The sequence below is a fragment of the Microbacterium sp. Bi98 genome (genome assembly GCF_918698045.1).
GTDB lineage: Bacteria > Actinomycetota > Actinomycetes > Actinomycetales > Microbacteriaceae > Microbacterium.
Genome location: NZ_CAKKLK010000001.1, coordinates 100,570 through 119,651, shown reverse-complemented (window position 1 = coordinate 119,651; position 19,082 = coordinate 100,570). Strand labels below are relative to the sequence as shown.

Here is a 19,082-nt window from a genome sequence, read left to right as displayed (position 1 = left end):
GCCTGCACATAGACGGGCTCCCTACGGTCGAATCAACACATCGATCAAGGCCGGGAGGACCATCATGATCCGCATGACTGTACCGACTTCTGTTCGCAAGAGCGCCGCCCTGGTCGGCGTCGCCGGGCTCCTCGTGCTCGCCGGTTGCTCCGGCACCGCGGATGCCGAAGACCAGTCCACCGACGCCGGAACCGACACGAGCACCGAGTCGACGGATTCGGGCGCATCGACGAGCGGCGACTACACCGACGGCACGTACACGGCCGACGGTTCGTACCAGACCCCCGAGACGGTCGAGAAGATCAGCGTGACCCTCACCGTCGCCGACGGCCTGGTCACCGAGGTCGAGGTGACCGGTGACCCGCAGGCACGCGAGAGCGAGCAGTACCAGGGGCAGTTCATCGACGGGATCTCGGATGAGGTCGTGGGCAAGTCGCTCGACGAGATCGAGGTCAGTCGAGTGGCCGGATCGTCGCTCACCAGCGGCGGGTTCAACGAGGCCGTCGAGTCGATCAAGGAGCAGGCGGCCGCCTGAGGCGCCTGACCACGTATGGCGATCTGGCGTTTCGACGCGATCGGCACGGCCTGGGAGATCGAGACGTCGCACGAGCTCGACGAGCGTGACCGTGAGCGAGTCGGGGCCGAGATCGAGCGGTTCGACCGAGAGTGGTCGCGGTTCCGTGACGACTCCTCGGTCACGCGGGTCGGCCGTGACGGCGGCTCGATCTCCTCGCCTGATACGGGAACGATGCTCGATGCCTTCCGCGAGCTGTCCCGCGCGACCCACGGGGCGGTCAACCCGCTCGTCGCCGACAGCCTGTCGGCCCTGGGCTACGACTCGTCGTACTCGCTCGTCGCGCACGATCCCGTCGCTGCGCCCGGCGACTGGACGTCCCTGCTGGACTGGACGCCGGGGGAGGCCACGGCATCCGTTCCCGCCCTCCTCGATGTCGGGGCCCTCGGCAAGGGACGCCTCGTCGACCTCGTCGCCGCGGTGCTCTCCGACGTTCCCGGGAGTGTCGTGGTCGATGCCGGCGGTGACATGAGAGTTCGCGGCGATGCCGTTCGGGTGGGCCTCGAGCATCCATACGATCCGACGAAGGCGATCGGAGTGATCGAACTGCAGGATGCCGCGCTGTGCGCCTCGGCGGTCAATCGCCGTGCGTGGGGCGACGGACTGCATCACGTCCTCGACGCTCGCACCGGCGTGCCCGTGCGGACATGGGCGGCCACGTGGGCGATCGCCCCCGACGCGATGCGAGCGGACGCGGTCGCGACTGCCCTGTTCTTCGAGGGCGGGCCAGAGATCGCCGCATCGTGGGGCGTGGAGTGGGTGCGGATGACGACCGACGGGCGGGCGGAACGCTCGAACGGCTGCCCCGCTCAGCTGTTCACCACCCGCCGTTGAATCAACGAAGTAGGGAAGAGTAGACCTGTGATCACCTCCATCACCGCACTGCGGCAGCGGGTCCTTGCGTTGCTCGGCGGCATCTCGATGTATCGCCTGGTGCTGTTCGCGCTGCTGACGCTGGCGCTCATCGCTGTGGTGCTCTCAGCTCTCGGCGTGATCGTCTCACCCACGCCGGTCGAGATCCTCGCATCCTTCGTCGTCCTGGCCATGGTCATCTCGCTGGTGGACGCAGCGGCCCAGCGAATCCTGCGCCTTCCATGGCGTATCGAGTCGTCGCTGGTCACCGCGCTGATCCTGCTCTTCGTGCTCCGCCCCGGCATCGAGCCAAATGCCCTGCTCGGCCTCGCCATCGCCGGAGCCGTCGCGAGCCTCTCCAAGTACCTGATCGCGTGGCGGGGTCGGCACATCCTCAACCCGGCGGCGTTCGGCGCTGCCGTCGTGTCGATCCTCGGGTCGTTCGGAGCGTTCGAATGGCTCGGGACCTCGTCGTCCTGGTGGGTGGGCACCCCGTCACTCTTCATCCCCGTCCTGATCCTCGGGCTCGCCGTGCTGTGGCGCACCGAGAAGGTGCGGATCGTCGTCGTGTTCCTCGTCGTCGCCATCGCCGTCTCGGTCCTTCGTCAGGCCGTGCAGGCGCAGGAGTTCGCGATCGACTTCGACGCCGGCTCCGCCCTCTCGTTCGCGATCCTGCAGTCTCCGTTCCTGTTCCTCGGTGCGTTCATGCTGTCGGAGCCGTTGACTCTGCCGCCGCGCCGGTGGCAGCAGTTCTCGGTGGCAGTTCTCGTCGGCGTGCTCGCCGGCTGGCCGATCGCGATCGGCGGCCTCTTCACGCTCGGGCAGGAGCGTGCTCTGCTCATCGGAAACCTCCTGGCCTTCGCCTTCGCGCTGCGCGGATCCGTGCGTCTCGTGCTCGAGAAGCGGCAGTTCATCACGCCGACGGCTCAGGAGCTGACGTTCCATGCGAAGGGCACGCTGAAGTTCCTGCCGGGGCAGTACCTCGAGCTGGACGTGCCGCACGCCCGCCCGGATGCGCGCGGAACCCGTCGCGAGTTCAGCATCGTCTCGGCGCCGGCCGACCTCCCGACGCTGCGCATCGCCTACAAGGACGGCGATCAGAAGCATCCCTCGAGCTACAAGCGCGCGCTGGCGGCCGCCGAGCCGGGTGCTGCGCTCGCGGTGACCGGCACATGGGGCGACTTCCTGCTTCCACGCGCCGAGACCCCGGTGCTGATGGTGGCCGCGGGCATCGGCGTCACGCCGTTCGTGTCGCAACTGCGACAGCTGATGCTGACCGAGCAGCAGCGTGACGTGGTTCTCGTCTACGTGGCATCCGACAGCTCGGAGCTCGCGTTCCGCGACGAGCTGGCCGCGACCGGTGCGCGCGTGATCGTGTTCACCCGGGACGAGCCTGTCGACCTGCCCTCGCGCTGGACCTGGGCCCAGGGTGTGCGCCTCGACGCGGCGGCTCTCGAGCACTACGTCCCGGACATCGGCGAGAGGCATTCCTACATCTCCGGCCCGCCGCGGCTGATCGCCGACCTCGCTCCCGCCCTGCAGAAGGCGCGGTCGCTCACGACAGACGCCTTCGCCGGGTACTGAGTCCGGTCTGTTCGGTGTCGCCCGGCGCCACGTGCAGGACGCCAGCACGTTCTGCGGGCCGGTTCTCCTGATTCCGTCCTGCATTCGTGCCTCGGTCCTGCAAGTGGTACAGGCTGTGCGTCGCCGAAGCGCGCCGTAGATCGCGGGGGTGGGTCTCCCGGTGCCGCGTGCCGCGTGCAGGACGCCAGCACGTTCTGCGGGGTGGTTTTCCTGATTCCATCCTGCATTCGTGCCTTGGTCCTGCAACCGGTACGTCAGATGCGTGCGCGAAGGCGATCGACGGCCGCAAGGATGGCGGCTTCCACGACCGGCCAGTCGTGGACGATCATCGCGTAGTCGAAGCGCAACGTCTCATATCCCTGCCTGGATGCCTCCGCATCGCGCAGCAGATCTCGATGGCGGTGCGATGCGCTGTCGTGATTCTCCGCCCCGTCGGCTTCGAGGATGAGCAGCTCATGGAGCACGAAGTCCACGCGCCCGACCGAAGGAATGTCGACCTGACATTCGAGATGGATCCCGAGCAGGTGAAGCCGAAGACGAAGCAGCGACTCGAGGCCGCTGTCGGCATCCGTCCGAGCCAGATCGACCAGCCACCGAGCCTTCGCCGGGAGGCGGGATCGGATGCGGGCGCGCCCTGCCGCTCCGATCTTGCGCAGCTGCAGGGCCGACTCGATCGAGACGAAGAACGACTCATCGCCCTTGCAGAGATAGACGTGAACAAGGGCGTCCTCGAGGGGAGCGAGGCCGAGAACCGTCCGTCCGCCGAAGTAGTGGCCGGTGCAGGTGCATGCGATGTGGTGGTTTCGGCCGTGCGTGCCGAGCCAGACATGCGGATTCGTATCGTCCTCGAGCGTCCAGATGCCGTGCATGCGCAGTGCACGAGAGCAGGTCAGCGCGCCTCCGTGCGCGGCAGAGGTGAGAACGTCGGCGGGAGCGGATGGCGTCGCGAACACGCCGTTGCGGACGCGAGTGATCGTGCCGTCGCGAATGGCTGACGAGAGCATCCGTCTGCTCAGCCCGAACTGGCGAAGAGTCGTACCCCTGGCCAGATCACCCAGGTGAGAGAGGACGTGTGCGGCGGTCGGCATCTGATCGATCCTGCCCGTTCTGAGGCGGGGGACGGAGAGGAGTCGAGGGTCGTGGAAGGTATCGGCTGATAGCCCGACCTGTGCAGAAGAGAAGTCGTGGGTCCGTGCGGTCGTCTGCTTCACCGTCTGGAGGATGAGAGCACGGTTGCAGGATCGAAGTCGTCGGTTCGTCCTGCGAACGTGCCGCGGCCCCGCAACCGGCCCTGGGGGAGGGCCGGCGCAGAGGGGAGCGTGTTCCGTCTGCAGGATGAGAGCACGGTTGCAGGATCGAAGTCGTCGGTTCGTCCTGCAAGCGTGCCGCGGCCCCGCAGCCGGCCCGGGGGGAGGGCCGGCACAGAGGGGAGCGTGTTCCGTCTGCAGGATGAGAGCACGGTTGCAGGATCAAAGTCGTCGGTTCGCCTTGCAGAAGTGCCTCGGTCCCGCAGACGGCTCTGCGGGACCGAGGGGAGACGAAGGCGCCGTCAGTCCGAGGCGGCCGCCGGGTTGATCGGGAGCCGCACGCTGAAGGTCGTGTCTCCGGGCTCGCTGTCGACCGTGAGGTGACCGCCGTGTCCTTCGACGATCGCCTTCGCGATGGCCAGTCCGAGCCCCGTGCCGCCCGTCTGGCGGGCGCGGGAGCTGTCACCGCGGGCGAAGCGTGCGAAGAGCTCGTCCCGCACCCCGGGGTCGATGCCCGGGCCGTTGTCGTGCACGCGCAGCACGGCCTCGTCGCCTTCACGGGCCACGCTGAGGGTGATCGACGTACCGGCAGGCGTGTGCGTCCGCGCATTCGCGAGCAGGTTCGCGACGACCTGGTGCATGCGGCCCGCATCGCCGACGATGACGATGGGCTCGTCCGGCGCCTCGATGTTCCAGTGGTGGTCGGCTGCGGTCGGGCGCGCGTCGGAGAGCCCCTCCAGCGCGAGCTGCGTCAGATCGACGGTGCCGTAGACGAGTTCTCGTCCCTCGTCGAGACGGGCGAGCAGCAGCAGATCCTCCACCAGGCGCGTCATGCGCAGGGACTGGGCCTGGATGCGCTCGAGCGACGTCGTGGTGCTCTCGACGGCCGCCTCTCCGCCCTGCTGCTTCAGCGCACGCAGAGAGAGCTCGGAGTAGCCGCGGATCGACGACAGAGGTGTGCGCAGCTCGTGGCTCGCGTCGGCGACGAACCGACGCATCCGCTCTTCATTCTTCTGACGGGAGGCGAGAGAGGCGTTGACATGGTCGAGCAGCTTGTTGAGGGAGGAGCCGACGAGACCCGTCTCGGTCCGCGGATCGGCCTCCGCGGCAGGCACCCGCTCGGTGATCTGCACCTCTCCGCGGTCGAGGGGCTGGTTCGCCACCCGCGTCGCCGTCGCGGCGACCGCACGCAGCGGTCTCAGTCCGACGCGGATCGTGATCGCCGTCGTGAGAGCGAGGAGGATCAGACCGCCGATCGTTGCGAGGGCGATCACGGTGAGCAGTGTGGCCAGCTGATTCTGGATCTCGGTCCGGGGGAGACCGGTGACCACATTCACACCGTTGGGCGCCTGCTTCGCGAAGACCATGTACGAACCGAAGTCGTCCAGGGCGACGGTGGCGCTGGGCTGGCCGGCAAGTGCTGCGTCGATCCGTTCGAGGTCCGCGCTGGTCAACTTCTGCGGGACGCCGCCCCACTCGTCCTTGGTGTCGGGGAAGAGCACGCCGCTGGTGCCACCCTCGGTGCTGGACACCGCCAGCAGGAGTCCCGGAACCCGCGCATCGTTGATCTCGAGGATGTTGTCCATGTTCGCGAACTGGGCCGGTACCCGGCTGACCCACTGCGTCACCTGATTCGAGTAGCTGTGCAGGCGATCCTCGAGCTGCCGTTCGAGCGTGCTGCCGAGCAGCGCACTGGTGATCACGGCGACGATCACGAGGATGAGCGAGACGAAGCCGATCACGGCTGTCATCAGCCGTGTCTGCAGACTCATCGGCCGTCTGGCCATCCCCGTGCTGCTCACTGAGGCGCCTTGATCATGTAGCCGACACCGCGCACGGTGTGCAGCAGCGGGGTGCGTCCGGCGTCGATCTTCTTGCGGAGGTACGAGATGTACAGCTCGACGACCGAGGACTTGCCGCCGAAGTCGTAGCTCCACACGCGATCGAGGATCTGCGCCTTCGACAGCACTCTGCGTTCGTTGCGCATGAGGTAGCGGAGCAGCTCGAACTCGGTCGCGGTCAGCTCGATCTCGGTGCCATCGCGCATGACCTCGTGGCTGTCCTCATTGAGGGTGAGGTCGGCGACGCGGAGGATCGACTGACCGTCGTCGGCGGTCGCGTGTCCCGTGCGACGGATGATCGCGCGCAGACGTGCGATGACCTCTTCGAGACTGAACGGCTTGGTGACATAGTCGTCGCCGCCGGCGGTGAGGCCGGCGACGCGGTCGCCCACGGCATCCTTCGCGGTCAGGAACAGCACGGGCACGAGGCTGCCCGACTCGCGGAGGCGCCGCAGCACGGCCATGCCGTCGAGGTCGGGCATCATGATGTCGAGCACGAGAGCGTCGGGTTCGAACTCGCGCGCGACCTGCAGAGCTTCGAGGCCGGACGACGCCGTGCGCACCTCCCAGCCCTCCATCCGCAGAGCCATCGCGAGCAGGTCGGTGAGCATCTGCTCGTCGTCGACGGCGAGGATGCGCAGGGGGGAGCCGTCGGGGCGGCGCAGTTCGGGAAGATCAGTGCTCATGAGTACATTCTGCGGAATCACCTATGGGGTTTCTATGGAGTGCGCTATGCGTCGCCTGTGAGAAAGCACCCATAGCCTTCTCATCATCGGTCCCTCGATATCGCAAAAGTCCGGTCTTTAGCGTCGACATCGGCCCCGCGAACGGCGCGGCAGAAGGAGACACATGTACGGGACATATCTGCGGCGCGAGTTGGCGGGCCGCAAGAAGCAGACGATGATCGTCGCGATCGGACTCGCGATCGCGATCGCCCTGGTGATCATCGTGAACGCCCTCACGGCAGGAGTTCGGGATGCGCAGGCGCAGGCGCTGGAATCGGTGTACGGCGTGGGCACCGACCTCACGGTCACCGGTGCCGCGGCGGAACCGGGGGAGGGCGGCGGGCAGCGCTTCGACTTCGGCTCGGAGGACGGCGCGACCGAGGGCGACACGACCACACTGAGCCAGTCGACTCTCATGACGGACTTCATGCGCGGCACGCTCGACGCGTCCGTGCTCGACACGGTGACCTCGACGGATGGCGTGATGGCGGCATCCGCTGCTCTCAGCCTCACGAACTCGACGTTCTCGGGCGAGCTGCCCAGCGGCGGGTTCGGCGAGCAGGACGCCACGACAGAGGGCACTGCGCCGGCCGAGGGTCAGGCGCCGCCGCAAGGTGGAGCGGGTGGCACGGGTGGCGGCTCGTTCGGCGTCGATTCATTCACCGTGCTCGGCATCGACCCGGCCGTGACGTCAGTGGGTCCGCTCGCCTCGGTCGAGGTCGGCGATGGCCGGGCTCTCGACACGGAAGACGCCGGGGCACTCGTCGCGCTCGTCGACGCGACGTACGCGACCACGAACGAGATCGCCGTCGGCGACACCATCGACGTCGCAGGCTCCGATGTGGAGATCGTGGGGATCGTGGCTTCCACCGCGGACTCCGCCGACACCGCTGCCGACGTCTATCTGCCCCTCGACACGGCGCAGGATCTCTCCGCAGCCGGAGACATCGTCTCCACGGTGTACGTGCAGGCCGAGTCCGCATCGTCGATCGACGCGGTGCAGGCGGCCCTCGCAGAAGAGCTGCCCGACGCGACGATCACCTCGCAGTCCGAGCTCGCCGCCACCGTCTCCGGTTCGCTGTCCAGTGCCACGTCGCTGATCACGAACCTCGGCACCTGGCTGTCGATCATCGTGCTCGCCGTGGCCGTGCTGCTCTCGGTGCTGCTGACGCTGTCCGGCGTCTCGCGCCGCACCCGCGAGTTCGGCACGCTCAAGGCGATCGGCTGGTCGAACGGTCGCGTCGTGCGCCAGGTCGCGGGCGAGTCGATCGTCCAGGGGCTGATCGGTGGCGTCGTGGGGCTCGCACTCGGCATCGCCGGCATCGTTGTGATCGATCTCGTGAAGCCGACCGTCGCGGCTGCTGCCGCGAGCACCGCGGAAGGTGGCCCCGGCGGGATGGGCGGCGGGCCCACCGGAGGTGGCGACATGTTCCAGACGCAACAGGCGGCCGACATCGTGCTGCACGCACCGTTCACACCGTGGGTGCTGGTCGCCGCGGTCGGCCTCGCCGTGCTCGGCGGTCTCGTGGCAGGAGCATTCGGAGGCTGGCGCGCGGCCCGCCTCAGCCCGGCAGAGGCACTGCGCTCCGTCGCCTGACGGACCCTCGATCACCCATCGCACGACAAGGAGATACGACATGACCATCGCAGACATCGCCCCTTCTGCGAGCGGCACGGATGCCGCGGCGCCGCTGTACCGCGCGCAGGGTGTCACTCGCACGTACACGCAGAAGGGACGCACGGTGAAGGCGCTCACGGGGGTCGACCTCACGATCCTTCCCGGTGAGTTCGTCACCATCCAGGGGCCGACCGGAGGGGGCAAGTCGACTCTCCTGCAGATGCTGGGCGCGCTCGACAAGCCCTCCTCCGGCTCGTTGAAGCTCGGTGACATCGAGCTGGCGTCAGCATCCGCGAGGGAGCTCAGCCGCATCCGTGCCCAAGAGATCGGCTTCGTGTTCCAAGGGTTCAACCTCATCCCCACGCTGACGGCGGCCGAGAACGTGGACATGGCCCTCGAGCCCACCGACCTGAGCCGGACCGAACGGACGGCTCGCGTCGCCGAGGCTCTCGCTCACGTCGGGCTCGCCGACCGCGGCGACCACCTGCCCACCGAGCTGTCGGGCGGTCAGCAGCAGCGTGTGGCGATCGCGCGGGCGATCGTGAAGCGACCCCGCGTGCTGCTCGCGGACGAGCCCACAGGCAACCTCGACGAGAGCATGCGTGATGAGATCCTCACGCTGCTCCAGGGGCTGTGCGCGGAAGGGATCACCATGATCGTCGTCACTCACGACTCGGCGGTGGCGCGCCGGGCCACCAGACGCCTTCGGCTGGCGAAGGGCACGGTGCAGGACATCACCCGGTGAGACATGACGAAGGCCCCGGCGGAATCGCCGGGGCCTTCTTCATGTCTGCGACGCGCTCAGTGCGTGTCTTCGGCTTCGATCTCGGTGCGGTCGCCCGACCACTGCGTGTGGAAGGTGCCCGGCTTGTCGATGCGCTTGTAGGTGTGCGCCCCGAAGAAGTCGCGCTGGCCCTGCACGAGGGCTGCGGGGAGGCGGTCGGCGCGGATGCCGTCGTAGTACGACAGCGACGACGAGAACGCCGGAGCCGGGATGCCGGCCTGTGCCGCCGCGACCACGACGCGACGCCACGGCGCCTGAGCGCGCGTGATCGCCTCGGTGAAGTACGGAGCCGTCAGCAGCACGGGAAGACCGGGCTCTGCCGCGTATGCATCGGCGATGCGGTTGAGGAACTGCGCACGGATGATGCAGCCGCCGCGCCAGATCTTGCTGATGGCGCCCAGGTCGATGTTCCAGCCGTATTCGGCAGCGCCCGCGCGGATCTCGTCGAAGCCCTGCGAGTACGCGACGATCTTCGATGCGTAGAGCGCGAGACGGACGTCCTCGATGAAAGCGGCCTCGTCGGCGACGACGAACTCCTCGTCCGGGCCCGGGAGGGCTCCGGCGACCTCGCGCTGCTCGGGGTGCGACGACAGCGAGCGGGCGAACGTGGCCTCGGCGATGCCGGAGACGGGAACGCCGAGCGACAGCGCGGTCTGGACGGTCCACGCTCCGGTGCCCTTGGCTCCGGCCTGGTCGAGGATGACGTCGACGAGCGGCTTGCCGGTCTCGGCATCGACCTGGCGCAGCACCTCTGCGGTGATCTCGATCAGGTACGACTCGAGCTCGCCCTTGTTCCATTCGGCGAAGATCTCGGCGATCTCGGCGGGCGACTTGCCCGTGCCGCGGCGGATGAGGTCATAGGCCTCGGCGATGAGCTGCATGTCGGCGTACTCGATGCCGTTGTGCACCATCTTGACGAAGTGTCCGGCACCGTCGTGTCCGACGTGCGTGACGCACGGCTCGCCCTCGGCGATCGCGGCGATCGACTTGAGGATCGGGCCGAGGGTGATCCACGACTCGTCCGAGCCGCCGGGCATGATCGACGGGCCCGTGAGTGCGCCCTCCTCGCCGCCCGAGATCCCGGCGCCGACGAAGTTGATTCCGGTCTCACGGACCGCCTTCTCGCGGCGGATCGTGTCGGGGAAGTACGCGTTGCCGCCGTCGACGATGATGTCGCCCGGCTCGAAGACCTCGACCAGCGAGTCGATCACGGCGTCCGTCGGGCCGCCGGCCTTGACCATGATGATCGCGGTGCGCGGCTTCTGCAGCGAGTCGGCGAACTCCTGGTAGGTCTGGGCGGGGATGAAGCCGGCCTCAGGGTGATCGGAGACGAGCGTCGCGGTCTTCTCGTAGCTGCGGTTGAAGATCGCCACCGTGTTGCCCTCGCGGCTGGCGAGGTTGCGGGCGAGGTTCGAACCCATGACGGCGAGTCCGACGACTCCGATGTTCGCTGATGCTTCGGGCACAGATGGCTCCTAGATCGAGAAGAAGGGGATGCTCCCAGATTATCGCGGCGTCCGGGGTGGTGCTCCCGTGTGACGGGTGGTGACGGACGCGAGGAGGTCAGTCCTTGCGGTATCCCGAGCGCCCCAGGGAGAACAGGGCCGCGAAGGTGAAGCCTGCGGCGCACACGGTCATCGCGCCGATGAGCCAGGCGATCGCGTGGGAGAAGAAGACGCCGTCGAGCATGAGAGAACTCCGTGTTCTGCAGAGAGGGGATCGGTGTTCTCAGCCTACCGGCTCATCCGGTACCATGAGAGGAGTACCTCGGCGAGGGATGCTTCTGCGCGTGCGCTGGCATCCGTTATCGACGCGGCGAAGCAAGCCGGTGGCTTTCCTCACGTGTCTGCGTTCGAGAACAATTCCAAGACCACCGCGTAGCTGTCGCTGCGTGCCCCGAAGGAGAACCCCATGTCTGAAGACACCAAGGTCAAGGCCGAGCTCCGCGAGAGCTTCGGCAAGGGCTTCGCCCGTCGTCTGCGCGCCGCAGGCAAGATCCCCGCCGTGATCTACGGCCACGGCACCGACCCGGTGCACGTCGCACTGCCCGGCCACCAGGTCTCGCTGATCATCCGCCGTGCGAACGCTCTGCTCGAGCTCGACATCGACGGCAGGGACCAGCTCGCCCTCGTCAAGGACGTCCAGCGCGACCCGGTGCACCAGATCATCGAGCACATCGACCTGCTCGTCGTCCGCAAGGGCGAGAAGGTCACGATCGACGTTCCCGTCGTCGTCACCGGAGAGTCGGCTCCCGGAACGATCGTCAACCAGGACGCGAACACGCTGTCGATCGAGGCCGAGGCCACGCATCTTCCGCAGAACGTCGAGGTCTCGGTCGAGGGTCTCGAGGACGGCACGCACATCACCGCCGCCGAGGTCAAGCTCCCCAAGGGATCGACGCTGCTGACCGACCCCGAGGTTCTCGTCGTCGCGATCTCGATCCCGGCCGAGGAGTCGCTCGAAGAGGACGAGGCCGGCGCCGACGAGGCTGCCGCCGAGGAGGCTCCCGCCGCGGAGTGATCTCCGCAGGCGCAGCGCACAGCTGACTGCAACACAGAGGGGGCGCGAGCATATCGCGCCCCCTCTGTCATATTCTGACCCGGGCACCGCGAAGGGCCCGCATTCCGAGAGGACGACCACATGGCATCCACCTGGCTCGTGGTGGGACTCGGCAACCCCGGCCCCCGATACGCGGATACGCGTCACAACATCGGCCAGATGGTCGTCGATGAGCTCGCCTCACGCCGCGGCGAGAACTTTCGGGAGCACAAGGGCGGCGCGCGCGTCGTCGAGACCTGGCTGCGCCCGGGCGGCGACAAGCTCGTGCTCGCCAAGCCGAACACGTTCATGAACGTGTCCGGGACGCCGGTCGCCGCCCTGGCGCGGTTCTACTCGGTGCCGCCGGAGCAGATCATCGTCGTCCACGATGAGCTCGACATCCCGTTCGACACCGTCAAGCTCAAGACCGGCGGAGGCCACGGCGGGCACAACGGCGTCCGAGACATCGCCCGTGCCATCACCACTCCGGATTTCCCGCGGGTGCGGGTCGGCATCGGTCGACCGATGGGGCGCCAGGACCCCGCGGACTGGGTGCTCTCGCCGTTCGGCAAGGACGAGCGCGCGAACCTGCCCATCCTCGTGTCCGACGCGGCGGACGCGGTCGAGCTGCTCGTCGAGGACGGACTGCTCGCCGCTCAGCAGAAGCACCACGCTCCACGGTGAGAGACGGGGCGGTGCACCCGTCGCGTGCCCCGCGGCTACGGCAGGAAGCCGGTCGCCGTTCCCGTCGACAGTGTCACCAGCAGCACGACCCAGAAGATGATCGGGCCGAGCACGGCGACCACGAGGGCGGCGATGCCCGCACCGCGCGCCTGCTTCTTGCGAATGGCGATGATGCCGATGACGATGGCGGCGATGCCGAGGATGGTCCCCGTCCAGAACGAGATCTCCGCCCACAGGACTTGGCCCCTCGCGGGAGAGAGGATCGACAGGAAGTCCGGTGCCGTCGTGTCGAGACCGCCCGGAAGACGACGTCCGATCTCGAAGCCCATGATGCCGGCGACGATCGGCGTGACCACGCTTGCCACGATCGCCAGGATCAAAGCCAGGATGCCGAGCAGCCCTGACTTCTTTTCCGCGATCACCGGTGCCTGGTATGCGCCCGCGGGCGCTGCGTAGCCTCCGACCGGAACCTGGTAGGCGCCGGGAGGAGCCGCCTGCGGTGCGGGAGCGCCCTGGTACGAGGGCGGAGCACCCTGATAGGCCGGGGGAGCGCTCTGGTATGAGGGCGGAGCACCCTGATAGGCCGGGGGAGCGCTCTGGTATGCGGGCGGAGCACCCTGATAGGCCGGGGGAGCGCTCTGGTATGCGGGCGGCGCCGGGGGAGTCGACGAGTACGCAGCGGGCGCTGGCGGCACGGGCGGAGCGAAGTGCTGCTGCTCGTCGGCCGATCGGGGCGCGGGAGGCACAGGGGGGACGGCACCGGACGGGGGCTGCTGCGGATCAGTCACGCCCCCATCCTATGGCTGGCCAGGTCAGACGCGACGAAGCAGTCCGACCCGGTCGTAGACCGCTCCGAGAGTGGCGTCGGCGACGGCATCCGCACGCGCGGCGTTCTGCGCGAGGATCCGATCGAGTTCAGCAGGGTCGTCGAGCAGCTCGAGCGCGCGGGCACGCACCGGCTCGAACTCGTTCACGACGACCTCGGCGAGTCCCTTCTTGAAGTCCCCGTAACCGCGGCCCGCGTACTCATCCTCGATCGCCGGAACCTGACGTCCCGACAGCGCGGCGTAGATGGTCAGCAGGTTGGACACGCCGGGCTTGGTGTCGCGGTCGAAGCGCACCGATCCTTCGTTGTCCGTGACGGCCCGCATGATCTTCTTCGCCGACTTCGCCGGGTCGTCGAGCATCCAGAGGACTCCCGCATCGCTCTCGGCGGACTTCGACATCTTCGACGTCGGGTTCTGCAGGTCGTAGATGCGCGCCGTGTCCTTCTGGATCACGGGGCGGGGCACGACGAACGTGTCCCCGAAACGGGAATTGAAGCGCTCGGCGAGGTCGCGGGTCAGCTCGACGTGCTGCTTCTGGTCGTCGCCGACCGGCACGACATCGGTCTGATACAGCAGGATGTCAGCTGCCATCAGAACCGGGTAGGTGAAGAGACCGACGCTGGTGGCATCCGCTCCGTAGCGCGCTGACTTGTCCTTGAACTGCGTCATGCGACCGGCTTCTCCGAAACCGGTGATCGTCGACAGGATCCAGGCCAGCTCGGCGTGCGCGCGGACGTGAGACTGCACGTAGAGCGTCGAGAGGGAGGGCTCGATGCCGGCGGCGATGTACTGAGCAGCGGTGCGGCGTGTCTTCTCGCGCAGCTCGGCGGGATCCTGTGCGACGGTGAGCGCATGCAGATCGACGACGGAGAAGTATGCGTCGTACGAGCTCTGCAGATCCCGCCACTGCAGGAGCGCTCCGATGTAATTGCCGATCTGAAGCGAGTCGGCGGAGGGCTGCATTCCTGAGTAAAGGCGAGGTTTCGTCACGACATCAATCCTAGGCGGCGCCGGTCGTGCCGGACCGCGCGAACCGGGTCCGTCCGAACCCGGGCGCCGCCTGCTGTTCAGTAGGTGTAATCGACGACCACCGGAGCATGGTCGCTCCAGCGCTCGTCATAGGCGGCCGCGCGGGCGACGTGATAGGCAGTGACCCGTTCGGCGAGAGCCGGAGTGGCGAGGTGGTAGTCGATGCGCCACCCGGAATCGTTGTCGAACGCCTGCCCGCGCATCGACCACCAGGTGTACGGCCCCTCGACCTCGCCGTGGAACACCCGGCCCACGTCGACCCAGCCGAGACCGGTGCCGGTCGAGCCGTCGACGCCCTCGACGGTCTCACCCGCCGCTCCGAGGAATCTGTCGAAGTACGCCCGCTCACGGGGCAGGAATCCCGCCTTCTTGCGGTTGCCGCGCCAGTTCTTGATGTCGAGTTCGCGGTGGCCCACGTTCAGGTCCCCGGTGACGAGCGCGAGTGCCCCGTCGTCCGCGCCGAGCTCGGCCAGTCGGGCACCGAACGCGTCGAGGAACTTCCACTTCTCCTCCTGCTTCGGAGTGTCGGCCTCGCCGCTGTGTACGTAAGCGCTCACGACCGTGAGAGGGCGGTCGCCGATGAGGAAGTCCGCTTCGATCCAGCGACCCTTCGAGTCGAAGTCGGCATCGCCGAAGTCGGTGCGCGAGGCGAGAGCCGGCAGCCGGCTGGCGATGGCCACGCCGGCGCGACCCTTGGCGGTCGCCTCGTCGTGCACGAACGTCCATCCGGGCAAGGCCGCTTCGAGATGCTCGTCCTGGCCGCGGACCTCCTGCAGAGTGAGGACGTCGACGTCTGCCGCGTCGAGCCACGCGCTCATGCCGTTGCGAGCCGCCGCTCGGATCCCGTTGACATTGACCGTGGCGATTCGCAGATGAGGCATGGTTCCAGCCTAACGAGCGCCACCGACATCGCGTGTCCGCTGCAGCTCGGCCAGCAGCCGCTGCGCGAGTGGCGACGCGGTGTCGACGGGCGGGGGCGCGGACGCCTCCAGCTCCGCCAGTTCCCGCTCCGCCGCCTGCACGGCTCGACGCGCGCCCCATACGCCGTACCAGGGTGCGGTGTCGCGTGCCGCGTGCGCGTCGCGGACGCGGATGCGGGCGGCCATTAGCAGGGTCTCATGCTCGACGATCCGACGCTCGGCCTCCGACTGAGCCAGCAGCGGCAGATCCCGGTCCTGGGCGGCGACGGCGATCCATGACGATGCCACGAGCATCACCACCCCGTTCACCCGGAACCACAGCAGCAGGCCGATGAAGATCGCGAACGTGGCCAGAAGCGGGTTGGAGGGCGTGTAGCTGAGGAGGAACCCTGCACCGTACTGCAGCACCGTCATCGCGGCGCCGCCGAGGATCGCGCCGGGCCAGATCGTGCGCCAGTGGAGCGTCGTCCCCGTGAGGAAGCGCACCATCGCGGCCAGAGCGGCGGACATCAGGACGAACGACACGATGACCGTGCCGATGCGGATGCTGAGGTTCAGCCCGTCGGATCCCGAGTCCCAGCCGAGGAGGCTCAGGAGCCAGCTCAGCATCGCCGCACTGGCGGAGCTGAGGATCGACCCCACGATGAGCGAGACGCCGAAGATCAGCGCGGCGAGAAGATCCCGAGCCTTGAGGATCACGTAACTGCGAGTGTCCGGAGGGAGGCCGAAAATGTCCCTCGTGGCGCGACGTGAGAAGGTCACCCACCCGATCGCGGTCCAGATCACCGTGCCGAGGGCGATGAGACCTGTCACTCCCAGGAGGCTGGCCGTGCTCGCGGCGATCTCCTTCACCTGATCCGGGGTGAACACCCCGCCCTGATCGAGGATCAGATTGGGAACGTAGCTGTTGATGATGACGATCAGACCGTCGACCGCCTCCGTGCTGCCACCGAGCCAGATCCCGATGATGGCGAAGGCGAGGTACACAGCCGCGAAGATCGCGAAGAGGGCCTGATAGCTGACCCCGGCAGCGAGAAGGAATCCGTTGTGCTGCAGGAAATGACGCCAGACACGCACGGGGAACAGGCCCAGAGTGCGCTGGGTCAGAGCGGTCGCCCTCTCCACGGCCGCGTCCAGGCGACCGGGCTCGGGGGCGGCGTGGTGTTCGGACACGTCCTCACCCTATCCAAGCGACGAGAACGGGCGGGCACCCATCAGGGTGCCCGCCCGTTCTCAGGTCGGCGACGGTGTCAGGGACGACCGCGCAGGACTGCCTGCTTGACCTCGGCGATGGCCTTCGTGACCTCGATGCCGCGGGGGCACGCCTCGGAGCAGTTGAAGGTCGTGCGGCAGCGCCAGACGCCCTCCTTGTCGTTGAGGATGTCGAGACGGACCGCAGCGTTGTCGTCGCGGGAGTCGAAGATGAACCGGTGCGCGTTCACGATCGCCGCCGGTCCGAAGTACTGTCCGTCGGTCCAGAAGACGGGGCACGACGAGGTGCATGCGGCGCACAGGATGCACTTGGTGGTGTCATCGAAGATCTCGCGATCGGCGATGCTCTGGACGCGCTCCTTGCCCTTCTCGGGCACCGAGTTCGCGACGAGGAACGGCTGCACCTCGCGGTACGACGCGAAGAAAGGCTCCATGTCGACGACGAGGTCCTTCTCGAGAGGCAGACCCTTGATCGCCTCGACGTAGATCGGCTTCGAGATGTCGAGATCCTTGATCAGCGTCTTGCAGGCGAGGCGGTTACGGCCGTTGATGCGCATGGCGTCGGAGCCGCAGATGCCGTGGGCGCACGAGCGCCGGAACGTCAGCGACCCGTCGACCTCCCACTTGATCTTGTGCAGTGCGTCGAGGACGCGGTCCGTGGAGTAGAGCTCCACGTCGTAGTCGACCCAGTGCGGCTCGGAGTCGATCTCCGGATCGAACCGGCGGATGTTGAACGTGACGATGAAGGACTGGATGCCCGTCTCCTCCGTCGTGTCCGCGGGAGCTTCGGCGATGGCGTTCGACATGCTCAGTACTTCCTCTCCATCGGCGGGTAGTTCAACTCGCCCTGCTCGTTCTTCGTGAAGACGACCGGCTTCCAGTCGAGCTTGATGTGATCGCTCGGAGTGGAGGAGTGCGGGTCACCCGTCAGGTAGGCCATCGTGTGCTGCATGTACTTCTCGTCGTCACGCGTGGGGAAGTCGTCGCGCATGTGGCCGCCACGGCTCTCCTCACGGTTCTGGGCCGCGTAGACGACGACCTCCGCGATGTCGAGGAGGAAGCCGAGCTCGACAGCCTCGAGCAGGTCGGTGTTGAACCGCTTGCCCTTGTCGTCGACGTGCACGTTCTTGTAGCGATCGCGCAGCTCGGCGATCACGCCGAGGACGTGCTCGAGCGAGTCGTGCGTGCGGAACACCTGCGCGCCCTTGTCCATCTCGTCCTGGAGCGCCTTGCGCAGGACGGCGATGCGCTCGGTTCCCTGGTTGTTGCGCAGGCCCTCGAGCATGTCGGAGACGAATGCCGCGGGGTTCTCGGGCAGCGGCACGAACTCGGCGGTCTTGACGTACTCCACCGCGTTGCGTCCTGCGCGCTTGCCGAACACGTTGATGTCGAGCAGCGAGTTGGTTCCGAGCCGGTTGGCGCCGTGCACCGAGACGCACGCGCATTCGCCGGCCGCGTAAAGGCCGGGCACGACGGTGGTGTTGTCGGCGAGCACCTCGGCGGCGTTGTTGGTGGGGATGCCGCCCATCGCGTAGTGCGCGGTCGGCATGACCGGAACCGGCTCCACGACCGGGTCGACGCCGAGGTACGTGCGTGCGAACTCGGTGATGTCGGGCAGCTTGGTCTCGAGGACCTCTGCGCCGAGGTGGGTGCAGTCGAGCAGCACGTAGTCCTTGTGCGGGCCGGCACCGCGGCCCTCCGCGACCTCCTGGACCATGCAGCGCGCGACGATGTCACGAGGCGCGAGGTCCTTGATGGTCGGAGCGTAGCGCTCCATGAAGCGCTCGCCCGATGCGTTGCGCAGGATCGCGCCCTCGCCTCGCGCTCCCTCGGTGAGGAGGATGCCGAGGCCGGCGAGACCTGTCGGGTGGAACTGGAAGAACTCGAGGTCCTCGAGGGGGAGGCCCTTGCGCCAGACGATGCCGACTCCGTCACCCGTCAGGGTGTGGGCGTTGGAGGTCGTCTTGAAGATCTTGCCGAAGCCGCCGGTCGCGAAGATCACGGCCTTGGCCTGGAACACGTGCAGCTCGCCCGTCGAGAGGTCGTAGGCGACGACGCCTGAGACCTGGGTCTTGCCGTCGGCATCCTTCACCGTGAGCAGATCGAGCACGTAGAACTCGTTGAAGAAGTTGATGCCGAGCTTGACGCAGTTCTGGAAGAGCGTCTGCAGGATCATGTGGCCGGTGCGGTCAGCGGCGTAGCAGGCCCGGCGTACCGGGGTCTTGCCGTGCTCGGCGGTGTGGCCGCCGAATCGACGCTGATCGATCTTGCCCTCGGGCGTGCGGTTGAAGGGGAGACCCATGTTCTCGAGGTCGATGACCGCGTCGATCGCCTCCTTGGCGAGGATCTCCGCCGCATCCTGGTCGACGAGGTAGTCGCCGCCCTTGACCGTGTCGAAGGTGTGCCACTCCCAGCTGTCCTCCTCGACGTTGGCCAGCGCCGCCGCCATGCCGCCCTGCGCCGCACCCGTGTGCGAGCGAGTGGGGTAGAGCTTGGAGATGACCGCGGTCTTCGCGCCGGAGCCGGCCTCGATGGCCGCTCGCATGCCGGCGCCGCCAGCGCCCACGATGACGATGTCGAACTGGTGGTAATGCACGCCGTCGCGCACGACGGAATCCTGGGTCTCGGTAGTCACTTCTCGTATGCC

The 19,082-nt window shown here is 67.6% G+C and carries 18 protein-coding genes; 7 read left to right on the top strand and 11 right to left on the bottom strand.

What is annotated here, in order from left to right; genetic code table 11:
* Nucleotides 1-64: 64 nt before the first annotated feature.
* Genes LQZ85_RS00550 through LQZ85_RS00540 form a run of 3 tightly spaced genes read left to right on the top strand, consistent with a single transcriptional unit; the run spans nucleotide 65 to nucleotide 3,010 of the window.
* The gene (locus LQZ85_RS00550; RefSeq protein WP_056280034.1) at nucleotides 65-535 is read left to right on the top strand and encodes an FMN-binding protein; all 471 of its coding nucleotides are present in this window, start codon (nucleotides 65-67) and stop codon (nucleotides 533-535) included.
* A gap of 15 nt (nucleotides 536-550) precedes the next feature.
* Nucleotides 551-1,408: an FAD:protein FMN transferase gene (locus LQZ85_RS00545; RefSeq protein WP_056280036.1), complete on the top strand. Its 858-nt coding sequence runs from the start codon at nucleotides 551-553 to the stop codon at nucleotides 1,406-1,408.
* 27 nt (nucleotides 1,409-1,435) lie between these two features.
* A complete protein-coding gene (locus LQZ85_RS00540; protein ID WP_056280038.1) occupies nucleotides 1,436-3,010 on the top strand; it encodes an FAD-dependent oxidoreductase in 1,575 nt (524 codons plus the stop codon).
* Between the two features lie 254 nt (nucleotides 3,011-3,264).
* Here the strand turns inward: LQZ85_RS00540 and LQZ85_RS00535 are convergent, their stop codons facing one another.
* From LQZ85_RS00535 to LQZ85_RS00525, 3 genes are all read right to left on the bottom strand, one after another.
* Nucleotides 3,265-4,098: a DUF559 domain-containing protein gene (locus tag LQZ85_RS00535; RefSeq protein WP_056280040.1), complete on the bottom strand. Its 834-nt coding sequence runs from the start codon at nucleotides 4,096-4,098 to the stop codon at nucleotides 3,265-3,267.
* Between the two features lie 461 nt (nucleotides 4,099-4,559).
* A complete protein-coding gene (locus LQZ85_RS00530) occupies nucleotides 4,560-6,008 on the bottom strand; it encodes an ATP-binding protein (RefSeq protein ID WP_230100332.1) in 1,449 nt (482 codons plus the stop codon).
* Between the two features lie 47 nt (nucleotides 6,009-6,055).
* Nucleotides 6,056-6,784: a response regulator transcription factor gene (locus LQZ85_RS00525; RefSeq protein ID WP_056280043.1), complete on the bottom strand. Its 729-nt coding sequence runs from the start codon at nucleotides 6,782-6,784 to the stop codon at nucleotides 6,056-6,058.
* A 163-nt stretch (nucleotides 6,785-6,947) separates the two neighbouring features.
* Between LQZ85_RS00525 and LQZ85_RS00520 the strand changes: the two genes are divergently transcribed.
* Both LQZ85_RS00520 and LQZ85_RS00515 read left to right on the top strand, forming a co-directional pair.
* Nucleotides 6,948-8,420 (top strand): ABC transporter permease, encoded by a 1,473-nt coding sequence (locus LQZ85_RS00520; protein ID WP_056280045.1) that lies wholly within the window; start codon nucleotides 6,948-6,950, stop codon nucleotides 8,418-8,420.
* Between the two features lie 40 nt (nucleotides 8,421-8,460).
* Nucleotides 8,461-9,186 (top strand): ABC transporter ATP-binding protein, encoded by a 726-nt coding sequence (locus tag LQZ85_RS00515; RefSeq protein ID WP_082586682.1) that lies wholly within the window; start codon nucleotides 8,461-8,463, stop codon nucleotides 9,184-9,186.
* Nucleotides 9,187-9,242: 56 nt separating this feature from the next.
* On the opposite strand, the gene gndA is transcribed toward LQZ85_RS00515, so the two are convergent.
* Both gndA and LQZ85_RS17840 read right to left on the bottom strand, forming a co-directional pair.
* The gene (gndA, locus tag LQZ85_RS00510; RefSeq protein ID WP_053097041.1) at nucleotides 9,243-10,691 is read right to left on the bottom strand and encodes an NADP-dependent phosphogluconate dehydrogenase; all 1,449 of its coding nucleotides are present in this window, start codon (nucleotides 10,689-10,691) and stop codon (nucleotides 9,243-9,245) included.
* A 97-nt stretch (nucleotides 10,692-10,788) separates the two neighbouring features.
* Complete coding sequence (locus LQZ85_RS17840) at nucleotides 10,789-10,914, bottom strand: hypothetical protein (RefSeq protein ID WP_256381367.1); 126 nt, start codon at nucleotides 10,912-10,914, stop codon at nucleotides 10,789-10,791.
* A 222-nt stretch (nucleotides 10,915-11,136) separates the two neighbouring features.
* Between LQZ85_RS17840 and LQZ85_RS00505 the strand changes: the two genes are divergently transcribed.
* Together LQZ85_RS00505 and pth are read left to right on the top strand one after the other, a co-directional pair.
* Entirely contained in the window at nucleotides 11,137-11,745 is a 609-nt protein-coding gene (locus tag LQZ85_RS00505; protein ID WP_056280047.1) for a 50S ribosomal protein L25/general stress protein Ctc, read from the top strand.
* A 120-nt stretch (nucleotides 11,746-11,865) separates the two neighbouring features.
* Nucleotides 11,866-12,447 (top strand): aminoacyl-tRNA hydrolase, encoded by a 582-nt coding sequence (gene pth, locus LQZ85_RS00500; RefSeq protein WP_056280049.1) that lies wholly within the window; start codon nucleotides 11,866-11,868, stop codon nucleotides 12,445-12,447.
* A gap of 35 nt (nucleotides 12,448-12,482) precedes the next feature.
* On the opposite strand, the gene LQZ85_RS00495 is transcribed toward pth, so the two are convergent.
* The 6 genes from LQZ85_RS00495 to sdhA all read right to left on the bottom strand — a co-directional run bounded on the left by LQZ85_RS00495 (nucleotide 12,483) and on the right by sdhA (nucleotide 19,070).
* Nucleotides 12,483-13,235, bottom strand: a complete 753-nt coding sequence (locus LQZ85_RS00495; RefSeq protein WP_230100331.1) for a hypothetical protein — start codon at nucleotides 13,233-13,235, stop codon at nucleotides 12,483-12,485.
* A 24-nt stretch (nucleotides 13,236-13,259) separates the two neighbouring features.
* On the bottom strand, nucleotides 13,260-14,264 hold the full coding sequence (gene trpS, locus LQZ85_RS00490; protein ID WP_072591541.1) for a tryptophan--tRNA ligase: 1,005 nt from the start codon (nucleotides 14,262-14,264) through the stop codon (nucleotides 13,260-13,262).
* Between the two features lie 77 nt (nucleotides 14,265-14,341).
* The gene (locus tag LQZ85_RS00485; RefSeq protein ID WP_053097033.1) at nucleotides 14,342-15,184 is read right to left on the bottom strand and encodes an exodeoxyribonuclease III; all 843 of its coding nucleotides are present in this window, start codon (nucleotides 15,182-15,184) and stop codon (nucleotides 14,342-14,344) included.
* A 9-nt stretch (nucleotides 15,185-15,193) separates the two neighbouring features.
* On the bottom strand, nucleotides 15,194-16,396 hold the full coding sequence (locus tag LQZ85_RS00480; protein WP_056280051.1) for a YihY/virulence factor BrkB family protein: 1,203 nt from the start codon (nucleotides 16,394-16,396) through the stop codon (nucleotides 15,194-15,196).
* 77 nt (nucleotides 16,397-16,473) lie between these two features.
* Nucleotides 16,474-17,241, bottom strand: a complete 768-nt coding sequence (locus tag LQZ85_RS00475; protein WP_053097029.1) for a succinate dehydrogenase iron-sulfur subunit — start codon at nucleotides 17,239-17,241, stop codon at nucleotides 16,474-16,476.
* 2 nt (nucleotides 17,242-17,243) lie between these two features.
* Nucleotides 17,244-19,070, bottom strand: coding sequence for a succinate dehydrogenase flavoprotein subunit (gene sdhA / locus LQZ85_RS00470; protein WP_053097027.1), 1,827 nt, complete (start codon nucleotides 19,068-19,070; stop codon nucleotides 17,244-17,246).
* Nucleotides 19,071-19,082: the final 12 nt, after the last annotated feature.

Bases quoted from the DNA above. Each gene is read 5' to 3' on its own strand.
- LQZ85_RS17840 (WP_256381367.1), bottom strand. From the start codon at position 10,914: ATGCTCGACGGCGTCTTCTTCTCCCACGCGATCGCCTGGCTCATCGGC.
- LQZ85_RS00475 (WP_053097029.1), bottom strand. From the start codon at position 17,241: ATGTCGAACGCCATCGCCGAAGCTCCCGCGGACACGACGGAGGAGACG.
- pth (WP_056280049.1), top strand. From the start codon at position 11,866: ATGGCATCCACCTGGCTCGTGGTGGGACTCGGCAACCCCGGCCCCCGA.
- LQZ85_RS00535 (WP_056280040.1), bottom strand. From the start codon at position 4,098: ATGCCGACCGCCGCACACGTCCTCTCTCACCTGGGTGATCTGGCCAGG.
- LQZ85_RS00515 (WP_082586682.1), top strand. From the start codon at position 8,461: ATGACCATCGCAGACATCGCCCCTTCTGCGAGCGGCACGGATGCCGCG.
- LQZ85_RS00525 (WP_056280043.1), bottom strand. From the start codon at position 6,784: ATGAGCACTGATCTTCCCGAACTGCGCCGCCCCGACGGCTCCCCCCTG.
- LQZ85_RS00505 (WP_056280047.1), top strand. From the start codon at position 11,137: ATGTCTGAAGACACCAAGGTCAAGGCCGAGCTCCGCGAGAGCTTCGGC.
- LQZ85_RS00530 (WP_230100332.1), bottom strand. From the start codon at position 6,008: ATGACAGCCGTGATCGGCTTCGTCTCGCTCATCCTCGTGATCGTCGCC.
- LQZ85_RS00485 (WP_053097033.1), bottom strand. From the start codon at position 15,184: ATGCCTCATCTGCGAATCGCCACGGTCAATGTCAACGGGATCCGAGCG.
- LQZ85_RS00550 (WP_056280034.1), top strand. From the start codon at position 65: ATGATCCGCATGACTGTACCGACTTCTGTTCGCAAGAGCGCCGCCCTG.
- LQZ85_RS00520 (WP_056280045.1), top strand. From the start codon at position 6,948: ATGTACGGGACATATCTGCGGCGCGAGTTGGCGGGCCGCAAGAAGCAG.
- LQZ85_RS00545 (WP_056280036.1), top strand. From the start codon at position 551: ATGGCGATCTGGCGTTTCGACGCGATCGGCACGGCCTGGGAGATCGAG.